The sequence below is a fragment of the Acinetobacter sp. Marseille-Q1618 genome (genome assembly GCF_902809855.1).
Classification (GTDB): domain Bacteria; phylum Pseudomonadota; class Gammaproteobacteria; order Pseudomonadales; family Moraxellaceae; genus Acinetobacter.
The window spans coordinates 41,983-60,343 of record NZ_CADDWJ010000001.1; the positions used below are offsets into that span (position 1 = coordinate 41,983).

At 37.5% G+C, this 18,361-nt stretch carries 16 protein-coding genes and 5 tRNA genes; 7 read left to right on the top strand and 14 right to left on the bottom strand.

Features of this window, described 5'->3' with window-relative positions; genetic code table 11:
- Positions 1 to 34: 34 nt before the first annotated feature.
- The 7 genes from HUS24_RS00220 to HUS24_RS00250 form a co-directional block, all read right to left on the bottom strand.
- Positions 35 to 109, bottom strand: a tRNA-Gln gene (locus HUS24_RS00220).
- A 103-nt stretch (positions 110 to 212) separates the two neighbouring features.
- Positions 213 to 287: transfer RNA gene (locus HUS24_RS00225), tRNA-Gln, on the bottom strand.
- Positions 288 to 314: 27 nt separating this feature from the next.
- A tRNA-Gln gene (locus tag HUS24_RS00230) sits at positions 315 to 389 on the bottom strand.
- 38 nt (positions 390 to 427) lie between these two features.
- Positions 428 to 502 (bottom strand) — tRNA-Gln (locus tag HUS24_RS00235).
- 1 nt (position 503) lies between these two features.
- On the bottom strand, positions 504 to 1,334 hold the full coding sequence (gene ispE, locus HUS24_RS00240; protein ID WP_173910082.1) for a 4-(cytidine 5'-diphospho)-2-C-methyl-D-erythritol kinase: 831 nt from the start codon (positions 1,332 to 1,334) through the stop codon (positions 504 to 506).
- A 21-nt stretch (positions 1,335 to 1,355) separates the two neighbouring features.
- Positions 1,356 to 1,934 carry a lipoprotein insertase outer membrane protein LolB gene (gene lolB, locus HUS24_RS00245; protein ID WP_173910083.1) on the bottom strand — a complete coding sequence of 193 codons (579 nt, stop codon included), beginning with the start codon at positions 1,932 to 1,934 and terminating at the stop codon, positions 1,356 to 1,358.
- 5 nt (positions 1,935 to 1,939) lie between these two features.
- Positions 1,940 to 3,652, bottom strand: coding sequence for a tetratricopeptide repeat protein (locus tag HUS24_RS00250; RefSeq protein ID WP_173910084.1), 1,713 nt, complete (start codon positions 3,650 to 3,652; stop codon positions 1,940 to 1,942).
- A 77-nt stretch (positions 3,653 to 3,729) separates the two neighbouring features.
- On the opposite strand from HUS24_RS00250, the gene hemA reads away from it, so the two are divergent.
- Entirely contained in the window at positions 3,730 to 5,019 is a 1,290-nt protein-coding gene (hemA, locus tag HUS24_RS00255) for a glutamyl-tRNA reductase (protein WP_173910085.1), read from the top strand.
- Positions 5,020 to 5,022: 3 nt separating this feature from the next.
- Here hemA and HUS24_RS00260 read toward each other — a convergent pair whose 3' ends face one another.
- The 3 genes from HUS24_RS00260 to HUS24_RS00270 form a co-directional block, all read right to left on the bottom strand.
- Positions 5,023 to 5,442: a hypothetical protein gene (locus HUS24_RS00260; RefSeq protein ID WP_173910086.1), complete on the bottom strand. Its 420-nt coding sequence runs from the start codon at positions 5,440 to 5,442 to the stop codon at positions 5,023 to 5,025.
- Between the two features lie 20 nt (positions 5,443 to 5,462).
- Positions 5,463 to 7,364 (bottom strand): DNA primase, encoded by a 1,902-nt coding sequence (locus HUS24_RS00265; protein ID WP_173910087.1) that lies wholly within the window; start codon positions 7,362 to 7,364, stop codon positions 5,463 to 5,465.
- 141 nt (positions 7,365 to 7,505) lie between these two features.
- Positions 7,506 to 8,582: an outer membrane protein assembly factor BamD gene (locus HUS24_RS00270; RefSeq protein ID WP_173910088.1), complete on the bottom strand. Its 1,077-nt coding sequence runs from the start codon at positions 8,580 to 8,582 to the stop codon at positions 7,506 to 7,508.
- 71 nt (positions 8,583 to 8,653) lie between these two features.
- Between HUS24_RS00270 and rluD the strand changes: the two genes are divergently transcribed.
- The 4 genes from rluD (at position 8,654) to HUS24_RS00290 (ending at position 12,527) form a co-directional block, all read left to right on the top strand.
- Positions 8,654 to 9,706 carry a 23S rRNA pseudouridine(1911/1915/1917) synthase RluD gene (rluD, locus tag HUS24_RS00275; RefSeq protein ID WP_173910089.1) on the top strand — a complete coding sequence of 351 codons (1,053 nt, stop codon included), beginning with the start codon at positions 8,654 to 8,656 and terminating at the stop codon, positions 9,704 to 9,706.
- Between the two features lie 24 nt (positions 9,707 to 9,730).
- Entirely contained in the window at positions 9,731 to 10,471 is a 741-nt protein-coding gene (pgeF, locus tag HUS24_RS00280; RefSeq protein WP_173910090.1) for a peptidoglycan editing factor PgeF, read from the top strand.
- A gap of 39 nt (positions 10,472 to 10,510) precedes the next feature.
- Positions 10,511 to 11,065, top strand: coding sequence for a flavodoxin family protein (locus tag HUS24_RS00285; protein WP_173910091.1), 555 nt, complete (start codon positions 10,511 to 10,513; stop codon positions 11,063 to 11,065).
- Between the two features lie 226 nt (positions 11,066 to 11,291).
- Positions 11,292 to 12,527 carry a hypothetical protein gene (locus tag HUS24_RS00290; RefSeq protein ID WP_254433817.1) on the top strand — a complete coding sequence of 412 codons (1,236 nt, stop codon included), beginning with the start codon at positions 11,292 to 11,294 and terminating at the stop codon, positions 12,525 to 12,527.
- 96 nt (positions 12,528 to 12,623) lie between these two features.
- On the opposite strand, the gene HUS24_RS00295 is transcribed toward HUS24_RS00290, so the two are convergent.
- Positions 12,624 to 13,037, bottom strand: coding sequence for a hypothetical protein (locus HUS24_RS00295; RefSeq protein WP_173910093.1), 414 nt, complete (start codon positions 13,035 to 13,037; stop codon positions 12,624 to 12,626).
- A gap of 161 nt (positions 13,038 to 13,198) precedes the next feature.
- On the opposite strand from HUS24_RS00295, the gene HUS24_RS00300 reads away from it, so the two are divergent.
- Positions 13,199 to 13,275: transfer RNA gene (locus HUS24_RS00300), tRNA-Met, on the top strand.
- A gap of 164 nt (positions 13,276 to 13,439) precedes the next feature.
- Here HUS24_RS00300 and HUS24_RS00305 read toward each other — a convergent pair.
- The 3 genes from HUS24_RS00305 to HUS24_RS00315 all read right to left on the bottom strand — a co-directional run bounded on the left by HUS24_RS00305 (position 13,440) and on the right by HUS24_RS00315 (position 16,973).
- A complete protein-coding gene (locus HUS24_RS00305) occupies positions 13,440 to 14,486 on the bottom strand; it encodes a hypothetical protein (RefSeq protein WP_173910094.1) in 1,047 nt (348 codons plus the stop codon).
- A gap of 5 nt (positions 14,487 to 14,491) precedes the next feature.
- Positions 14,492 to 16,117, bottom strand: coding sequence for an NAD+ synthase (locus HUS24_RS00310; RefSeq protein ID WP_173910095.1), 1,626 nt, complete (start codon positions 16,115 to 16,117; stop codon positions 14,492 to 14,494).
- A gap of 364 nt (positions 16,118 to 16,481) precedes the next feature.
- Positions 16,482 to 16,973 (bottom strand): hypothetical protein, encoded by a 492-nt coding sequence (locus HUS24_RS00315; protein WP_173910096.1) that lies wholly within the window; start codon positions 16,971 to 16,973, stop codon positions 16,482 to 16,484.
- A gap of 428 nt (positions 16,974 to 17,401) precedes the next feature.
- Between HUS24_RS00315 and HUS24_RS00320 the strand changes: the two genes are divergently transcribed.
- Entirely contained in the window at positions 17,402 to 18,358 is a 957-nt protein-coding gene (locus tag HUS24_RS00320) for a metal-dependent hydrolase (protein WP_173910097.1), read from the top strand.
- The last annotated feature ends 3 nt before the right edge of the window (positions 18,359 to 18,361 follow it).

Below are 18,361 nucleotides of genomic sequence, written 5' to 3' on the forward strand. Positions count from 1 at the left end.
AGCACCCTTGGCGGTTGGCATGTTTGAAAATAGATGGCAGGGGCGGCTGGATTCGAACCAACGGATGCCGAGATCAAAACCCGGTGCCTTACCACTTGGCGACGCCCCTAATGCGGCAGAACTTTAATATTTTTACCAAAATTTGTCAAGGTATTTATGAGTTAACCTTAGAAAAATCTACAGTAATGCTGTTCTGTCTTTTTGAAAGTAAATGGCAGGGGCGGCTGGATTCGAACCAACGGATGCCGAGATCAAAACCCGGTGCCTTACCACTTGGCGACGCCCCTAATTGATGTATGGTTTTAACTCAGTAATGGCAGGGGCGGCTGGATTCGAACCAACGGATGCCGAGATCAAAACCCGGTGCCTTACCACTTGGCGACGCCCCTAAAACTTAGCTGAAACACACATCTACAGATGAAAATGATGGCAGGGGCGGCTGGATTCGAACCAACGGATGCCGAGATCAAAACCCGGTGCCTTACCACTTGGCGACGCCCCTATCATGACACTTGAAAATGAACTAAAGGTGACTCATTTATACTTTTCACCAAGTAAGCTTTACATGGAGAACGTGCTAAAATTTCATCAATATTCATATTTTCAGTGACTTCAACAAAAACACAAGCACCTGTACCTGTGAGTTTTGCTTTACCGAACTGGTCTAAGTAATGCATGGCTTCATCGACTTCTGGATATAATTTTCGAGCGAGTGGCTCAAAGTTATTTCCAAAACTAGATGAGTTTTGTTGATAGGCGCAAAATTTAGTAGGCTTCGTATCTCTTGTCAATGTTTTTTGTGAAAAAAGCAGTTGAGTGCTGATAAAACAATCAGGTTTTAACACAATGTATTGTTTTTGATCTAAGTCTATGAATGTTAAGTGTTCACCAATGCCTTCTGCCCACGCATTTTTACCATGCACAAAGATCGGCACATCTGCACCTAATTGCACTCCCAGTTCTGCCAATTTAGAAATGCTTAAACCACATTGCCAAAGTTGATTGACTACAATCAGTGTAGTCGCAGCATTGGAAGAACCACCGCCTAGACCAGCACCCATTGGAATGTTTTTTTCGATGTTAATCGTCAAACCTGTCAAAGCTTTGGCAAATGGTTTTAGAATTTGTGTGGCTTTGTAGATCAGATTTTGTTCTAGATCAACACTGTTTAAACCCTCAATGCATATTTGATCCGCAGTGTTTTGAGTAAATTCCATCCAATCATATAAATCAATCAGTTGGAAAATACTTTGCAATTCATGGTAACCATTTTCACGGCGACCAGTGATGTGTAAAAACAAATTCAATTTGGCAGGAGAGGGCACACGAATCATAACAATTTAAGCTTTTGCAGATTAACGATTTTGGATGATCATTGTAATACGATTTTCCTGTCCTTCCGCTAAAGCTTGTTTTAAAATTAACTTATTCGGTAATGCAGCAGCATCGTTATAACTTAAATCAACTGTCCAACCATCCTCAATAATGGTTTTTGGGCGTTGTTGTTGATCTTTTTCAATTTTTGCTGTGGTGGTTGCGGGTTTGGCTTGTACCCAGTCTACAATATGGGTAATTGGTGCGACCCAACCTGTAGCGCGTTCTAGTAATTCCTCAGGTGTTGCTGCGGTGATTTCGCCAGTTTTAGAACTGTTTAATGTCACTTGACCGGGTTTCCCTTCGATAATGGTTTTACCAATCCCTAAAATACCCGTTAGCTGAATGTCAAAATTGTCCTGATTTTGTTGCCAAGTATAAAATGCGCTGCCTGTTTGTTTGGGAGTTTTGACGCCAATTTTTCCTTCTAAACTGAAATTTTGTGCATCTTGAACTTGTGGGGCAGTGGTTTGTGGGGTTTTTACATATTGCTGACAACCTGTTAAGGCAAAACTTGCTGTCGCAATCGAAGCAAAAAATACTTGAGCCATAAAACGCATAAAAATTAACTCTTATGTAAATGTTGAGGTAACAATAAAGAATCTAGTTGCTGTAATTCAGCATCATTTGGGTGATTTTGTTTGAGTTGTTGTAACACTTGATTAAATTTGTCTAATGCACCTTGCATATATAATGATTTTGCGTAACGCACCCCGATATTAATACTGCCACTCATTTCATAGGCTTTGGCAAGGACTTTTGATGAGGTTACAAAGTCATTTTGCAAGAACGTGATATAACCTAAAGTATCTAAAATAGAGGCTTGTTCAGGGGCAAAATCGAGTGCTTTTTCTGCATAAGCACGTGCTTCATTCAAACGACGATTTTGTAAGGCGAGTGTATAGGCATAAGCATTTAAATAAGTTGGACTGTTGGGTTCTATGCTGAGCAATTGTTTTAAAGCTTTGTCTAATTGTTCTTTATTTTCAAATGGATCAAGCAATAAAACTTCTGAATATAATAACTCAGGATCGTCAGGTAAGTTTTGTACAGCTTCACTGAGTAAACGTAATGCTGCCTTTTTGTTGTCCATTTTCTTTAATATTTCAGCTTGTGCTTGATAAAGGAAACTTGCATGCTGAGGATAATTAACACGTTCTTGGGTTAAAAAACGTAAAACATCATTGAGCTTGCCTTGCTTATCATAAATTGAAATCAGGTTACGTCTAGAAACGGTGTATAGGTTTCCATCTACCAGTCGATAGTAGGCTTTAGCAGTTTCAAGCTGTTGTTTACGTTCAGCATTTACAGCTAAGTAAAAATACGCATCATTTTGATATTTGCTTGAATAGCGTAACTCAACCAAATAGTGTTCAGCCAAATCATATTTTTTTAGATCGATTGCGGTTAAGCCTGCAATAAATAAGGCTTCTTCAGCATCAGGCCATGTTTTAATGATTTTTTCTAATTTGTCTAAAGCCAGTTCAGCTTGGTTGACCTTAATCAGATAACGGACTTCTGCCAGTCGCACTTCCAAATTATATTTGTGCTTACGACTACTGCGTTCATACCAGTCTAAAGTTTCTTTCTCATCGCCTAAAGCCATCAGTAGATTGGCTTTCATGAGAATAAAACCAGTTACTTTTGGACGTTTTCGCAAGGCTTTATTCACAGTTTCTAAAGCTTTTTCTATGTTGTTACTTTGCGCTTCAAGACCTGCGATGAGGATCAAAACGGAAGGATTATTTTTTTCTTTACTCGCATAAAGCGTGTTGAGAAGATTTACACGGTCTTCTTCTGACTCAGGGGTGATCCCTGCCAAAATTTGTTCTAAGTCAGCATTTGGGTCAATATTTAAAATACTATCTAAGGTTTCTGCTGCAAGCTGATACTCATGGGCTTTTAACGCAATATGTGCCAAATAAAACTTGGCAGGAACATCCTCAGGTTCTTGTACAACCCAATGGGTAGCAATGTCTAAAGCGGCTTGTAAGTCTTGGTGTTCAATGGCAACATCTAGCGCACGTTGCTTAATTGACGTTGAATTATTACGGATTGCAAGTACGGTATAGTTGTGCAAAGCTGTAGGTGTGTCATGATATGCTAAGGCAAATTCAGCAATCATGCTTTGTTTTAATGCTTCTGTATTATAATTTGCATGATACAATTCGCCAGCTGCTCGAATATGAGCGCTAGAAGCCATGCTACCGACAAGTAAGAATGTGGTAGAATATTGCTTAATTGTCGTGCCGTTAATGCGGCTGCTTATTTGACGCAATTTTTCTTTATCCAAGTATGCTTTTTATGACACCGTTATTGCACAATAGCATAAATTTAGCGAAATGATGATCTGATATGTCTTTCTTTGCATTGGGTGTCAACCATCAAACTGCTTCTGTAGAGTTACGTGAAAAAATCGCTTTTAATCCAGAGCGATTGAGTAGCCTACTTGCAGAACAGTGCCAACATCATGAAATGAACGATATGGTGGTGGTTTCGACCTGTAACCGTACCGAAGTCTATGCCATGGCTGACAATGCCGATATGGTATTAGATTGGCTCGCCCAGAAAAACGGTATTGATGTAAAACAATTGTCAAATCATGTATATCGTTATGAAAATAGTGATGCTGTTTCACACTTAATGCGTGTTGCGAGTGGCTTGGATTCACTGATGTTGGGTGAGCCACAAATTTTAGGGCAAGTTAAAACCGCCTTAGCACTGGCAAAAGATGCAAAAATCGTTTCTCAAAATCTGAATCAAATTTTTGAATACGCTTTTTATGCAGCTAAACGGGTACGTTCTGAAACTGCAGTTGGAAGCCATGCTGTTTCGATGGGCTATGCAGTTGCACAGTTGGCTTTGCAAGTATTTAGTCAACCGGCAAAACTTACCGTCATGGTAGTTGCCGCAGGTGAAATGAATAGCTTAGTGGCGAAGCATTTAGCGGAAATGGGTGTGGCTAAGATCCTCATTTGTAACCGTGGGCGAGAACGTGCTGAAAAATTAGCACAAGAGATTGCACATCGTGTCGAAGTAGAAATTATTCCATTTAATGAACTTGCTGAAAATCTATATCGTGCAGATGTGATTTCAAGCTGTACAGGCAGTTTATATCAGGTAATTTCATTTGCTGATGTTAAAGCTGCTTTGAAAAAACGCCGTTATCAGCAAATGTTGTTGGTTGATTTGGCAGTACCACGTGATATCGACTCCAAAGTAGAAAGTTTGGATGGGGTATATTTATACGGGGTTGATGATCTGCAATCCGTCATTGATGAAAATCTTGCCCATCGTCGTCAGGCTGCTGTTGAAGCTGAAGTGATGGTGAATCAATTGGTCACGCAGTTGGTGACACAGCAAAAAATCAATGATGCAGGTGAAACGATTCATCATTATCGGCAGCAAGGTGAGCAACTCAGTCAGCTTGAATTAGCCTATGCTTTGCAACGGATTCAAGCAGGTGAAGATGCAGCCACAGTTTTACAAGAGTTTAATCATCGTTTAACGCAAAAGCTTTTGCATCCAACTTCTATTTTGCTGCGTCATGCTGCCAAAGATGAAGATCCTTCGCATTTTGAATGGTTAAAAGAAAATATTCAGGATATTTTTGAAAATACACGTCAAGTAAAAGTAAAAACTTAATTGTTAATCTTGTGGTGTAATCGCCTGTATTGAAAATTCTTTTTGAGCAATAAACTCACAATAACAGTGCTGTCCAAGTACCAAAAAGCGCGTCAGATTTAAACGACCAAGCGGATCAAAATCTTGAATTTTTTCTAAGTCAGCGTGGTCACATCTAAAAATTCCACGATAAGCATGCTCTGAAATTGTTGTAAGATCATATTTTTTAGCAAGTTGTTCTAACCACATTTCATCATTTTCATAATAGAAACTGGCGATATTCTTAAAATACAAACTAAAATAAATAATATGTTCATCCCCAACATATCCACCATCCAAAGTGATTTTTAACTGTTCCTGTTGGTGTGAGAGTTCAATTTGAAAATCACAGCCTTCAAGAAAAATATGCTCTAAGGGAATTGCTAAAAGTGAATGTGGCATCATGAAAATTCAGTATGTAAAACTTAACTATGCACCAATTTTAAACTAATTTTCTTGGTGAGTTCATTGAGTTGTTGACGTAAGTTACGAGATTCACTTAAGGATGCAGGCGCTTTCATTTTTTGACGCAGATATTTTTCTTGCAAAGATAATGAATATTCAGCTGCTAATTTATCTGCCATTTCAGGGGCTTGGATTAAATTTTGAATATTGGTGCGCTGCATAATTTCAGACAGCTCTAAATGATAAGTGCTGCAAGCACCTAAAATATAATAAGTTGCAAGCTCTTGATCATCGGGTAAATCATCAAAAACAAGGTCAAAAATAGCAAGCACTTTGGCAAGTAATTCATCAGGATGGATAAATGCTCGTAACACTTCAAAATGAATGTATAAAAAAGGATGCTGCATCAAGATTGCTACTGCAAAATCTTCATCTTTGGTGCGAATGTTAAAAGACAAAGAGGCATCTAAGCTCACTTGTGGTTGCCATTTTTTATTAAAACCTAACTTTTCACGAAAAAATTGTCTTAATAAATAACGATATGAACCTTGTTTCGGGAGTAGTTCAACCAACTGATTGAGTTCTGCCATAACCTGACTTTTGCCTTCAGGTGTATTTATCACATAGTTTTGACTGAGTAAGGCAAATAAAAAATCAGATAGCAGCGGAGCGCTTTGCCACAAACGCTGGAAGGTTTCCATGCCTTCTTTGCGGATCAATGAGTCTGGATCATGTTCTTTGGGTAAAACGAAAAACTTGAGCTCACGTCCATCATTGAGCAAAGGTAATGCGATCTCTAAAGTACGACGTGCGGCTTTTTGACCTGCTGCATCACCATCAAATGCAATCGTGATTTGATTATTTTGTTTAAATAAAATACCTAAATGTTCAGCATTACTTGCTGTACCAAGCGTGGCTACAGCCCCCGAAATACCATACTGTTGTAAGGCGATAACATCCATATAGCCTTCGACCATCAGCCAGTCTTGCGCACGCTCTTTACGCCCTTCATACAAGCCATAGAGTAATTGGTTTTTATGGAAAACTTCGGAGTCTGGTGAGTTGATATATTTTGGTTTGATTTCATCATTCAGCGCACGACCACCAAAACCAACCACACGACCTTTTGAGTCACGAATTGGGAAAATGACCCGATCACGGAGTAGATCAAAGTCACGTCCACTATCACTGGTACGAATTAGTCCGAGCAGTTTTAAACCTGCAATATCTTGTGGGAAGGCTTTTTCTAAGTGTTGCCAGTCTTCGGGCGCATAACCCAAACGCCAATATTGAATCGTATTTTTGCTTAAACCACGATGTTTAAAATAATGCTGTGCAGTTTTGCTATGAGGCAGTTGTTTTTCATAAAACTGTGCGACATTTTCCAAAAGGTCATATAAGTTTCCGTCTTGTGGAATTTGCTCAAAAGGCGCAGCTTCAAACTGTGTTGGGTCGAAATGATCAAAATCAGGATATTGGTTAAATGCCTCAAAAGGATCAATTTCCGAAGGCATTCCCTCATTTTGTAGCGTCGGTTGCGTACTTTGCGGATCAGTAACGTTATGTTCTATAACAGGTTGTGGCTTAGGGGCTTCACGTTTATAAGACAGTTTTTTATTGTCTTGATTGTCTTTTGGAAGTTCGATGCCGGTTTGACTGGCTAAGTCTTTCATGACATCAACAAAGTTACGATGGTCAATGTCCATTAAAAAACGGATAGCATTTCCATTGGCTTGACAGCCAAAACAGTGAAAATATTGTTTGTCACGATAGACATGAAAAGAGGGCGTTTTTTCCTGATGAAAAGGGCAACAACCTGAATAGGTACGTCCTGTTTTTTTCAACTTCACACGTTGACCAATCAAATCGACAATGTCAGTTCGATCTAAAATTTGATCAATGGTGTGCTGAGGAATAGCCATAAGTCAAAGCCAAGTCAAGGAGGTAAAACCAGTGGGTCGATAAGTTTAGCTTAGATTTGCCAAGGCGTATATGTGTATCGAATTTGCTTACATATAAAAAAGGCAGAATAAAAATTCTGCCTTTGCAAGATATTTAAATCATTACTGTTGAGGTTGTTCTGTCTGCTCAGGTTGAGTCTGTGGCTGCGTACGCTGACCATCATATAGGCTTTCATTGGCATTTGCATATTCACCAGAACTTTGACGATCAGGACGATCCAGTAAACCAAAAGTTGCACGATTTAACCAACTTGGTTTATTTTCTGATGAATCTTGCGCTTGTGCATTTGACTCAGAAGTTTCAACTGCACCACCTGTTTTTTCACTACGCCCAAAAATACCTAAAGTTGCACGGTTCAAGAAGCTACCTTCTTTACGTGCAGCACGTAAATTCACTTCACCGTTCGATTTAACTAAGTTTGGATAATTCAGTTTTAAAATTTCAACATACTGTTGAGAGGTCGCTTTGTCGCCAAGTTTGTCATAGCCATACGCCATGGTTGCAAGTGCTTCAGCAACTTGAGGTGTTTGTGGATAATGTTCAATTACCCATTGTGAACGCTCAACAGCCGCTAAATATGCTTTACGTTTAACGTTAAAGCGAGCAGCATTCATTTCACTTTCAGCAAGCTCTTGCCCAATAAACTTCATACGTTGTGCAGCATCGACTGCATATTGGCTGCTTGGGAAGCGGCGAATAAAATCTACAAAGTTTTGGTAGGCATTTTTTAAATAACTGGTATCACGGTGTGATTGCTTGAGCGAGGTATAACGCATCAAGCCGTCATAGTTTTGCTCCATATTCGCCACACCACGAACGTAGTAAGCATAATCAACATTTGGATGTTGTGGATTTAAACGAATAAAACGTTCAGCATGAGCAATCGTCGCCTCATAATCTTTTTGTTTAAATTTGGTATAAATCATTTCCAACTGTGCTTGTTGGGCATATTGACCTGTTGGATAGTAAGTATCAATCGCTTGAAATGATTTTTCAGCATCGCCATATTGCCCCTTATCTAAGGCTTTCATCGCTTTGTTGTAATAGCTTTGCTCGCTTGACTGAGGACCAGTATCGACAACATCTTTTTTACTTGGATTGCTGCTACAGCCTACAAATGCCGTTGCGATGCTCAAAGATAAAGCAAGCATTGTAACTTTATAACGTGGTAGCGACATAAAAATTCCTCTGTTTATACGGGCAATAGGCTACAATTGCGCTATTAAACCACTTTTGTCCGAATGAGCAAATGACTTCAGCACAATCTTCTAATTCTAATTTCTCAGAAAATGATTTCAATTTACTTGAAGATTCTGAGGATGCAGATAATCATACTTCAGCCTTAACTGCAACACGTTTATCGTTGCAATTTCAATTGGATGACAGTTATTTAGGGCAACGCATAGACCAAGTTGCAGCCGCCGTTTGGAGTGACTTTTCCCGAGAAAAGCTCAAACAGTGGTTGAAGGATGGTCATTTGTTGGTAAATGGTAACATTGTTAAGCCAAAGTACAAATGCGAAGGCAATGAGTTACTGACTTTAGAGGTTGAGTTAGAAGCACAAACTTCAGCGCAACCTGAGAATATCCCATTAGATATTGTCTATGAAGACGATGATATTATTGTGATTAATAAACCTGTCGGCATGGTGGTGCATCCAGGTGCAGGCAATTCAAATGGGACACTGGTCAATGCCTTATTACACCATTATCCAAAATCATCTGAATTAACCCGTGCAGGCTTGGTACATCGTATTGATAAAGATACCAGTGGCTTATTGGTGGTTGCTAAAAATTTAGAAGCACAATTTTCACTCAGCAAGCAGTTGGCAAAGAAATCGGTTTATCGTGTGTATGATTTGATTTGCTACGGCAATATCATTGCAGGCGGTACCATTGATGAGCCAATCAAACGTCATCCTGTTGATCGTATTAAAATGGCGATTTTACCGGGTGGGCGTGATGCGGTGACACACTATAATGTCAAAGAACGCTTCCAAAACTTCACGCGTGTTCAAGCGCAACTTGAAACAGGGCGTACCCATCAGATTCGTGTACATTTCACCTATATTGGTTATCCTTTGGTGGGTGATCCAGTGTATATGAGTCGAGTAAAAGTACCTGCGGGTGCATCTGAGTTGCTTAGTGATACTTTGCGTGGCTTTAAGCGTCAAGCCTTACATGCTGCCAAATTAGGTCTAATCCATCCACGCAGCAAAGAGGAAATGTTGTTTGAAGCACCTTGGCCAGAGGATTTTACGACTTTGGTCAACACGTTACGCTCTGAAAATAAAGCGTATTGATCAGGTTCTAAAAAGGAGAATCACATGCAATTTGTTCAAGGATTACCGCAAGGCGTATTTGTCGGACAAACCCAAATCCAACATCCGCAAGCATTGCCATCAGCGCAAGCTGAACTTGCAGGGTTCAACTTGGCATTGCATGTGAATGATGATCCTAAACGTGTGCAACAACACCGGATGATGTTATTAGATGAATTTTCTAAATACGGTGTCAGTAAAATCACATGGATGACGCAAACGCATAGCACAATTTGCCATACCATCAATGAGCAAATGCCATTGGACGCTTTGGTGGGGGATGGTTTAGTTACCCAGAAAAAAGCCCATGCTTTAATGATGATGACGGCTGATTGTTTACCTGTGGTACTGGGAAATACTCAAGGCACAGAAATAGCAAACTTGCATGCAGGCTGGCGTGGTTTGGCAGGTGGTATCATTGAAAATACCATTGCAAAGATGCAAACCCAGCCAAGTTGGGCGTGGCTCGGTGCTGCAATTAGTCAACCTTGTTTTGAAATAGGTGCGGAAGTAAAAGCTGCTTTTTGTGATAAATATCCTGAGCTTGTAGATGCCTTCAAAGATGGTGAAAAACAAGGTAAATACTATGCCGACCTTTATGCCATTGCCCGTTTTATTCTTAAATTAAATGGTGTCGAGCATGTCTTTGGCGGGGAACAATGTTCATATTTGCAAGACCAAGATTTTTATTCATATCGTAGATCTGCCAAAACAGGACGTATGGCGACATTCGTGTTTATGCAGTAATTCATGTAAACTTGAGTAAATCTGTTTGTTTTAATTGCTATGTCTTTACCTACACACTCCCTTGCTATTGTTTATCATAGTCCTTATGGACACACTGCAAAAGTTGCCCAATATATTGCACAAGGCGCAACACAGGTGGGCGTTATTGCGCATTTGATGAATATTGAAAATATAGACTGGGATCAATTAGACCAAGCCGATGCCATCATCTTTGGTTGTCCAACATATATGGGCAGCTTAACCTCTGGATTAAAACAATTTATGGAGCAGTCATCTAAACGTTGGCTAGCTCGTTCTTGGCAAGGCAAACTTGCAGCGGGTTTTACCAATAGCGGTGGGTTAAGTGGTGACAAACTCGCAGTATTACAACAGATCAATCTATTTGCGATGCAACACGGTATGTTGTGGACAGGTTTACCTTTGATGCCTACAGGCCGTAGTGCGGATGATTTAAATCGTATGTCAGGTTTTTTAGGACTAATGACCCAATCAGATAATGCGCCTGTGGAAATTACACCACCAAAAGGAGACTTAGAAACCGCAATTTGGTTTGGTGAATATGTTGCCTTATTGTTAATGAGAATATTTAAATAATTTACTTTTAAACAACTGTTTAAAAAATATGAAATGTGAAATACATCATAAAATAATACTTTTTATATGAATTGTGTAAAATAACCACCTTTAATAATTTTAAATTTAATGAATAATACTCCGACTTGCTGATGGAATTGGCACGTAATAAATAAAATAAAAATTTGGAGTAAATCGAATGACAACTAAGAGACTGGTCATCTCTAGTGCTTTGCTTGCGTTGACAATGGGTTCAACTTATGCAGATGACTCTACTTTAAAATCTCTTTCAGATTCCGAGCTTTCAGAAGTGCAAGGTCAAGCATTGATGAATCTCACCTATACAGATCCCTCAAAAGCAAATGCTGCTATGGCATCGCAAAATATCGGTTTTTATAAACTCGGTATGGAAGCGGATGTTGAGCTGAATGCCAATATTAAAAAATTACAATTGGGGTGTGGTGGTGTCAATGGTGCAGGTGGATGTGATATTGATATTGATAATTTAAGTTTATCGGGCATTTCAGATACACGTGAAGGGCGTGTCGGTTCTTCTGCAAAACTAACCAATCCTTTTGTTGAATTTGCCATTAAAAATCCAAACTCAGCCTCTACCCGAGAAATGATGGGTTTTCGTTTAAGTGCTGAAAAAGTATTAGGGATGTTGACGCTTGGTGAGGAAAACTCAGATAAACCGAATGGTATCAATAGCCTAAGTGGTTATATGAAAATTAAAGACGCAACGGGTACTGCAACGACCGCAGCAAGAAGTGGTGTAAATTATAATAATCTTGGTGAAACAGTGTATGGTAAGGCAAAAAGTACAACAGGACTTATTTCGGCAGATTTTACATCCAATGATTATTCTTTAAATTTAGCAGAGGGAAGCGGGACACTTAAAATTAATGGGCAAACAATTAGCGGTAGACGAATGTCTAATGTGAATTTAATGGGGACTGCTAAAATTGATAATATTGCTTTAAGTGGAAACATTTCTGCAAGTGCTAAATTATGGGGACTTTTACCTATACCTTTATCAGGAAATGTTTCAGGAAATGTATCGAACTTAAATGTTGATGTTGAGGTTTCAGAAAACTTGGGATTTATTCATAAACTACCTTTAAATAATCCATTTTCTTTATCTTTACAGAAACAAGATATTTTTTGGAATGGTGCAGCTACAACAGCTCAACGAGGATGGTGGTTAGCGATTGAAGATCCTGTGGATATTGGAAATGTTACGCCTAGTCAAAAAGTTGAAGTGACGGACTCTGTAATTAAGCAAGTCATTCCACTTATAAGTACATATTTACAAAATAATCCGATTGAATGTGGTTTCTTAGCAACGAGTTGCTTGGCTGGAAATTTTAGACTTGGTGAAGTGCCATTGCAAAATGCAAAGGTAAATATGGAGTTAGCAAATTTACAATTAAAAAATCAAACCTTTGCCCCAAACTGTTATGGCGCTCTTAAATTCTGTTAATTGAACATGTAAAAATTACAAGTGAACATTTTTTAGAAGAATATGCCTCAGGTCTTTGAGAGCATATTCTTCTGTTTAAAAACAACAGAGTGTTCTCTAAAACTTAGCCTGACAATTTTCTTGCTGCATATTAAAGTTTAATGTTGCTTGAACCTTATAAAGCTCATCAAGATTTTTTTGATGTTCAGGTAGAGAGAAGATTTGACTATCAACCAAATTGAGTTTTTTCATAGAAATATGTTGAGCGGCACAATAACGACCAACAGCACGATTATAGGCAAGTTGCTTTTGTTGCTCAGCCGTTAATTTATCGAAATTTAAAACTTTTTGCTGCTCTTTTGCGTATTCCACTAATACTTTTCGATCAGCAATACTGAAAAACATAGAGTTATTAATATACGTCGCAACATCACGCCGTACACCATTATAATCAACAACAAGAGGGCTAATCAGTTGACAAGCTGAAAGGTTCAGTAGTAAAGCAGTGCAGGCAAAAACTTTAATTTTCATCGTATAAAATCCTGTTTAGATCAGCCTATTTTGCCTAATTATTACAAGAAAAATGTATTAATTTTAAGCATTTGTTTTGCAGTTGTTTAAAGCATGATCATTAGCGCTGAAGAGTGCTTGACGAATTATAAATAAATTTAGATAATGCGCACACAGTTTACGGCTATGTAGCTCAGTTGGTTAGAGCACAGCACTCATAATGCTGGGGTCACAAGTTCAAGTCTCGTCATAGCCACCATTTTTATAGACCATGCTCACCGCATGGTCTCTTTTTTTGTGTATAAAAATGCTTGCATGACTAAAATGATACAACTACTTTAACCCATAGATCTTCTATAAACCTATTTCATATTGCTCTATTAAGTTGATTTAAATGATAAAATGACCGAACTATAAAATATATTATTTTTCAATCAATTGTTTTTGAATATAATTTTCAATAAATTGTTGCGTATTATCGTCTAAATAAAAGGGTGCAATGAGTGCAGCGATGAGATCATCTAATCGATTTTGCTGATCTAAAGCCTTTAAACAATAGGGCGCAAAACGCTCAGCTTCTTTAAATAAATCTTGTTGTGTTAGGCTCACAGAATGCAATAATTCTTGAAGCGTATAATCACTAAAATATTCATAAAAAGCAGATACCACTTCTAAAATAATGGTTTGTATATAGGGTGTTTGGCGTAAATGTTTCCAAGTTTCATAAGCCAAAATAAAAAACTCTTCAAAATCGATTGATTGAAACTGAGAGAAAGTTTCTTTTAAGGTTTTTTGTTTGATTTCCGACCAAAGTTGCAATGCGATTTCTGCTAGTTCTTCATTGGGTAATAAAATGATATTACCGATTTGGTTGCGAATCGCTGTAGCAAGTTGTTGTTCTAATTTTAGTTCAATGAGATGTTGCTGATCTTGTAAATAATTGACGACTTTAGCACCAATACTTTTACTTCTTACATTCAGTTTACGAAAGTAATCTAACCATGGCGTATTATTTTCTAAAATTTGATTGGCAAGTTGTAAACTCACATGTTTGATCTGTGAATTTTCTTGCAAATTTTCCTGAATATAATGGCGTAATTGTTGTAACTCTAAAATCTTATATAACCACAATTCAAACTGCTCATCAGATAAAAAATCATTGAATTGCGCAGAGCTTGTAGTTGCTGTTTGATGCACTTTTTGCGCACTAAAGCCAATAAACTCTAAAATATCCGCACCGAGTGTTAATTCAAAAGCATATTTTTGTACAACTTCATGCAATGAATGAAGTTGGATAACTTCTTTTAAATGAATATGTTCAGCATGAGCATATACTTTTTGAATAAAATCTTGGATATAACTTTGATCTTGGTGATCCAATAATTTGTGTTTGATAAAAGCAACCTGCTCAAGCAAAAGTGCTTGAGCAAAGTCTTGACTAAAACTTTTTGGCAGCTTTAAGGTATCCATACGGATCAGTTACCTGCTTTCCAACCGTTGACGATCGGATAACGACGTTCACGACTAAATGCACGTGATGTAATTCTTGGTCCAATCGCTCCTTGGCGGCGTTTATACTCGTTGCGGTCAACCAGTTTAATCACTTTTTCAACCACATTTTTATCAAAACCTTTTGCAATGATGTCATCTTGACTTTGATCTTCTTCGACATAGGCATAAAGAATCGCATCTAAAACATCATATGCAGGTAAAGAATCTTGATCTTTTTGGTCTGGACGAAGTTCTGCTGATGGTGGGCGAGTAATCACACGTTCAGGAATAACGGCAACTTCACTTAAACTATTACGATATTTTGCTAATTCAAAAACAATCGTTTTATAGACATCTTTCAGAACGGCAAAACCACCGACCATATCACCATAAAGCGTACAGTAACCAACCGATAACTCAGATTTGTTTCCTGTAGACAGCACTAAGTTACCAAACTTATTAGACAAGCCCATGAGTAAAGTACCACGAGCACGAGCTTGAAGGTTTTCCTCAGTTGCATCTGCAGGCGAGTTACCAAAGAATGGATAAAGCGTTTGCATGAAACTATTTACGATAGGGTGAATTTCTGCAATTCCAAAAGTTACGCCCATACGTTTTGCTTGTTCAGCAGCATCTTCGACACTGATTTGTGAGGTATAGGTATAAGGCATCATGACAGCTTGTACTTTCTCAGCACCGATAGCATCAACGGCAACCGCTAAGGTTAAAGCGGAATCAATCCCACCAGACAGTCCTAAAATTACACCAGGGAAACCTGAACGCTCGACATAATCACGTGTTGCCATGACTAAGGCTTGATAAATTTCAGCCATCGTGTCTAAAGCAGGTGCTGTTTCGACAATTTTATAAGCTTTATTTTCAACTTCATAATCAACAAAATAAAGCTGCTCTTTATAGCTTTCAGCACGTAAAGCAACTTCGCCAGTATTGTTAATAACAAAACTTGAACCATCGAAAATCAAATCATCTTGACCACCGACTTGGTTGGTATAAAGCACATGAATATTGATTTGTTTTGCCAATTCTTGCAGCGTTGCAATACGATGTTGCGGTTTACCCACTTCATAAGGTGAAGCATTTAATACTAAAACGCTTTCAACATTGAGTTGCGCAAGTTGTTGAACGGTGTTGAGTGACCATACATCTTCACAAATCAATACACCAAACTTATGTCCTAAATATTCAAACACAAGGTGTTGATGTCCTTCGTTAAAATAACGTTTTTCGTCAAAAACACTATAGTTTGGTAGATTTTGTTTATTATAAATCCCTAAGATTTGTCCATCTTTCATGACTGCTGCAGAATTGTAGCGCTGACCGTCTTCAGTTGCATTGACAAAACCAAAAACCATTACAATGTCTTTCACGGCTTGTAATTGCTCAAAAGCCTGAGCAGTACGTGTATTTACGCTTGGACGAAGCAATAAATCTTCAGCAGGGTAGCCTATAGTTGCGAGCTCTGGAAAAACGATAATATTGGCATCTTGTTTTTTTGCTTGATTGGCTTGTTCAATCATTTTTTGAACATTTGTTTCGATATCGCCAATATGTGGAGAGAATTGCGCGAGAGCAACTTTAAAACTTTTCATTTAAACCTTGTCCTATTCCTATAGGGTAGTAAGCACACAACAAATTGATTTATATCTATATAGTTATTCAATTGTGTGTAGTTTAACGTTTCAAACACTGCCAAAAGGCACAAAATAAAAAATCACTTTCATGACAAAAAATCTTTATTTCTTGCATGGCAAAAATTACAGATTGGGGCTATTTTAACGAAATTAAAGCCAGATGCTAGAGATTTAAAAATATTGTCAAAAAATTATCTAACATCCCATCAAATCTAACAGAATTTTCTTGAAAATATGAAGAAATTTATAGCTTTATTTTGTGTTTTTTGTGTATGTAAATCAACTAGAAAAATTAAGTGCAGTTAAAATTAAAATGCTTTAATCAGATCGGTTCTAAAATAATGTTTTTGATTCTTTTTAAGAAAATATCTCTTGCAATATCACCTTGTTGCTCAATGTTATAATCTTGGTATTTTTTATGCATTTGTAAAGTGTAGCGATAAGGATTGTATTTGCCATAACTGGCATATAAAGCAATTTGTAAAATTGCGCCTTTAAGCAAGACATTAATATTTTTTTGATGTTGATAAACATGCGCCATCTCATGAATAAAAATGGCTTGATTGGATAAGCTTTCTTTGGAAAAATCACAGCAAAAATCAGCATCTTTCATGTGAATACAACCATTTGGGGCCATTAAAATGCCAACAGGTTGCCAAGGTAAATAAGGCTGATTCATCACTAAAACTTTTGAATAATCAATTAAATTTCCAAAAACAGACTGACTAATATGAATTTCACCCTCCGTTAAATGGCGGTATTTAAATAACTCAATTTTAAGAAATTTATATAACCAACGATAAAGATTAAACACTGTATTAACCTTGTGATTTTAATTTTCAAAATTATAGCGAGGCTTGCTGTAAAACACGATATTTTTATCAAAATGTCATATTTCAAACTTATGCTATTTCGGCTCAGCATCAGTACATTTTAAAGTGACATAAAAGGCATAAGTGTTGCTTTGCAATGTTAAGTAAGTGATCAAAATAAAAAGTGTAAATTTCAAAAAAATATCCTTAGAGGACAAAACTTGTTAATAGGTGTTATTTAAAAAAATATTGTCTAACAATTTATTAAAAAGTAAGAAAATGCTAATTGAATGACTTTAAATGCTAATAGGAATTGACAAGGCTTAGCGTAATTTTCTATGCATCAAATAGAGTTTTCACTCAAACATGAGCAGCAGATCACAGGATGAACTGCTGTTTATACATTAATCAAATAAAGAGTATTGTAGCCATGTTGTTCGCTAAGCCAGTTAAGTCTATTCTTTCAAAAGTATTTACAGGTTCACCTTTTAGTTTAGAAGATCAGACGCCAATCATTCCGATTCGTCATATGAAGTTCGACTTTGAGCCAGAAAAAATAGATCACAAATTCTATATGGATGCAGAATTAGCGAGTGCTTATTTTGCGTCATTGTCGATCTTTTTAACTTATGGTGAAGATCTTGTGATTGATACAGCGCGTTATCATCGTGATTTCATTACAGATCCTTTGTTGAAGCAACGTGTAACATCTCTTATTGGACAAGAAGCAATCCACTCTAAAATGCATGAAGAATTAAATGATGCATATATGGAGCGAGATTTACCTGTAAAAATTTTCCGCTTTTTAGCAAGCAATGTGTTTGAGTATGGCTTCAATCGCTTACCGCAACCAATGAAACTTTCTTTAATGGCTGGAATTGAGCATTTTACAGCGGTACTGGCAGAATACATGATGAACCACGAAGAGATTTTCTTCCGTTCACAAGATGAAAAGCAACGTGCGATTTGGATGTGGCATATGCTAGAAGAGTCTGAGCATAAAGATATTGCTTATGATGTATTCCAAACTTTATCAAACAATTATGCGCTTCGTGTTGCAGGCTTTTTCCCAGCTTTAATTACGATTTTAGTATTAATTTCATTTGCATCTTTCTTTGTTCCATTCTACCGCAAACCAAGTAACTTAATTAGCTGGAGTTACTGGAAAGATATTCCACATAGCTTTAAATTAATTTTTGGCTTAAAAGATGGGGTGTACGGTAGTTCATGGGCTCACATTTTTGATTACTTACGTCGTGATTTTCATCCAAATGATCATGATACGACTGCGTTCTTGGAATATTACAAAGAAACATTGTTACATCCAGAAACTGGTGTATTAACACCTTATCTTGTGAAAGAGTTTATTCCTGCATTACGCAGCTAAGTA

Excerpts from the sequence above, each read along its gene's own strand:
- hemA (WP_173910085.1), top strand. The coding sequence starts at position 3,730 with ATGTCTTTCTTTGCATTGGGTGTCAACCATCAAACTGCTTCTGTAGAG.
- HUS24_RS00260 (WP_173910086.1), bottom strand. The coding sequence starts at position 5,442 with ATGATGCCACATTCACTTTTAGCAATTCCCTTAGAGCATATTTTTCTT.
- HUS24_RS00265 (WP_173910087.1), bottom strand. The coding sequence starts at position 7,364 with ATGGCTATTCCTCAGCACACCATTGATCAAATTTTAGATCGAACTGAC.
- HUS24_RS00285 (WP_173910091.1), top strand. The coding sequence starts at position 10,511 with ATGTCTTTACCTACACACTCCCTTGCTATTGTTTATCATAGTCCTTAT.
- rluD (WP_173910089.1), top strand. The coding sequence starts at position 8,654 with ATGACTTCAGCACAATCTTCTAATTCTAATTTCTCAGAAAATGATTTC.
- lolB (WP_173910083.1), bottom strand. The coding sequence starts at position 1,934 with ATGCGTTTTATGGCTCAAGTATTTTTTGCTTCGATTGCGACAGCAAGT.
- HUS24_RS00295 (WP_173910093.1), bottom strand. The coding sequence starts at position 13,037 with ATGAAAATTAAAGTTTTTGCCTGCACTGCTTTACTACTGAACCTTTCA.
- HUS24_RS00320 (WP_173910097.1), top strand. The coding sequence starts at position 17,402 with ATGTTGTTCGCTAAGCCAGTTAAGTCTATTCTTTCAAAAGTATTTACA.
- HUS24_RS00305 (WP_173910094.1), bottom strand. The coding sequence starts at position 14,486 with ATGGATACCTTAAAGCTGCCAAAAAGTTTTAGTCAAGACTTTGCTCAA.
- ispE (WP_173910082.1), bottom strand. The coding sequence starts at position 1,334 with ATGATTCGTGTGCCCTCTCCTGCCAAATTGAATTTGTTTTTACACATC.
- HUS24_RS00290 (WP_254433817.1), top strand. The coding sequence starts at position 11,292 with ATGGGTTCAACTTATGCAGATGACTCTACTTTAAAATCTCTTTCAGAT.
- HUS24_RS00270 (WP_173910088.1), bottom strand. The coding sequence starts at position 8,582 with ATGTCGCTACCACGTTATAAAGTTACAATGCTTGCTTTATCTTTGAGC.
- HUS24_RS00310 (WP_173910095.1), bottom strand. The coding sequence starts at position 16,117 with ATGAAAAGTTTTAAAGTTGCTCTCGCGCAATTCTCTCCACATATTGGC.
- pgeF (WP_173910090.1), top strand. The coding sequence starts at position 9,731 with ATGCAATTTGTTCAAGGATTACCGCAAGGCGTATTTGTCGGACAAACC.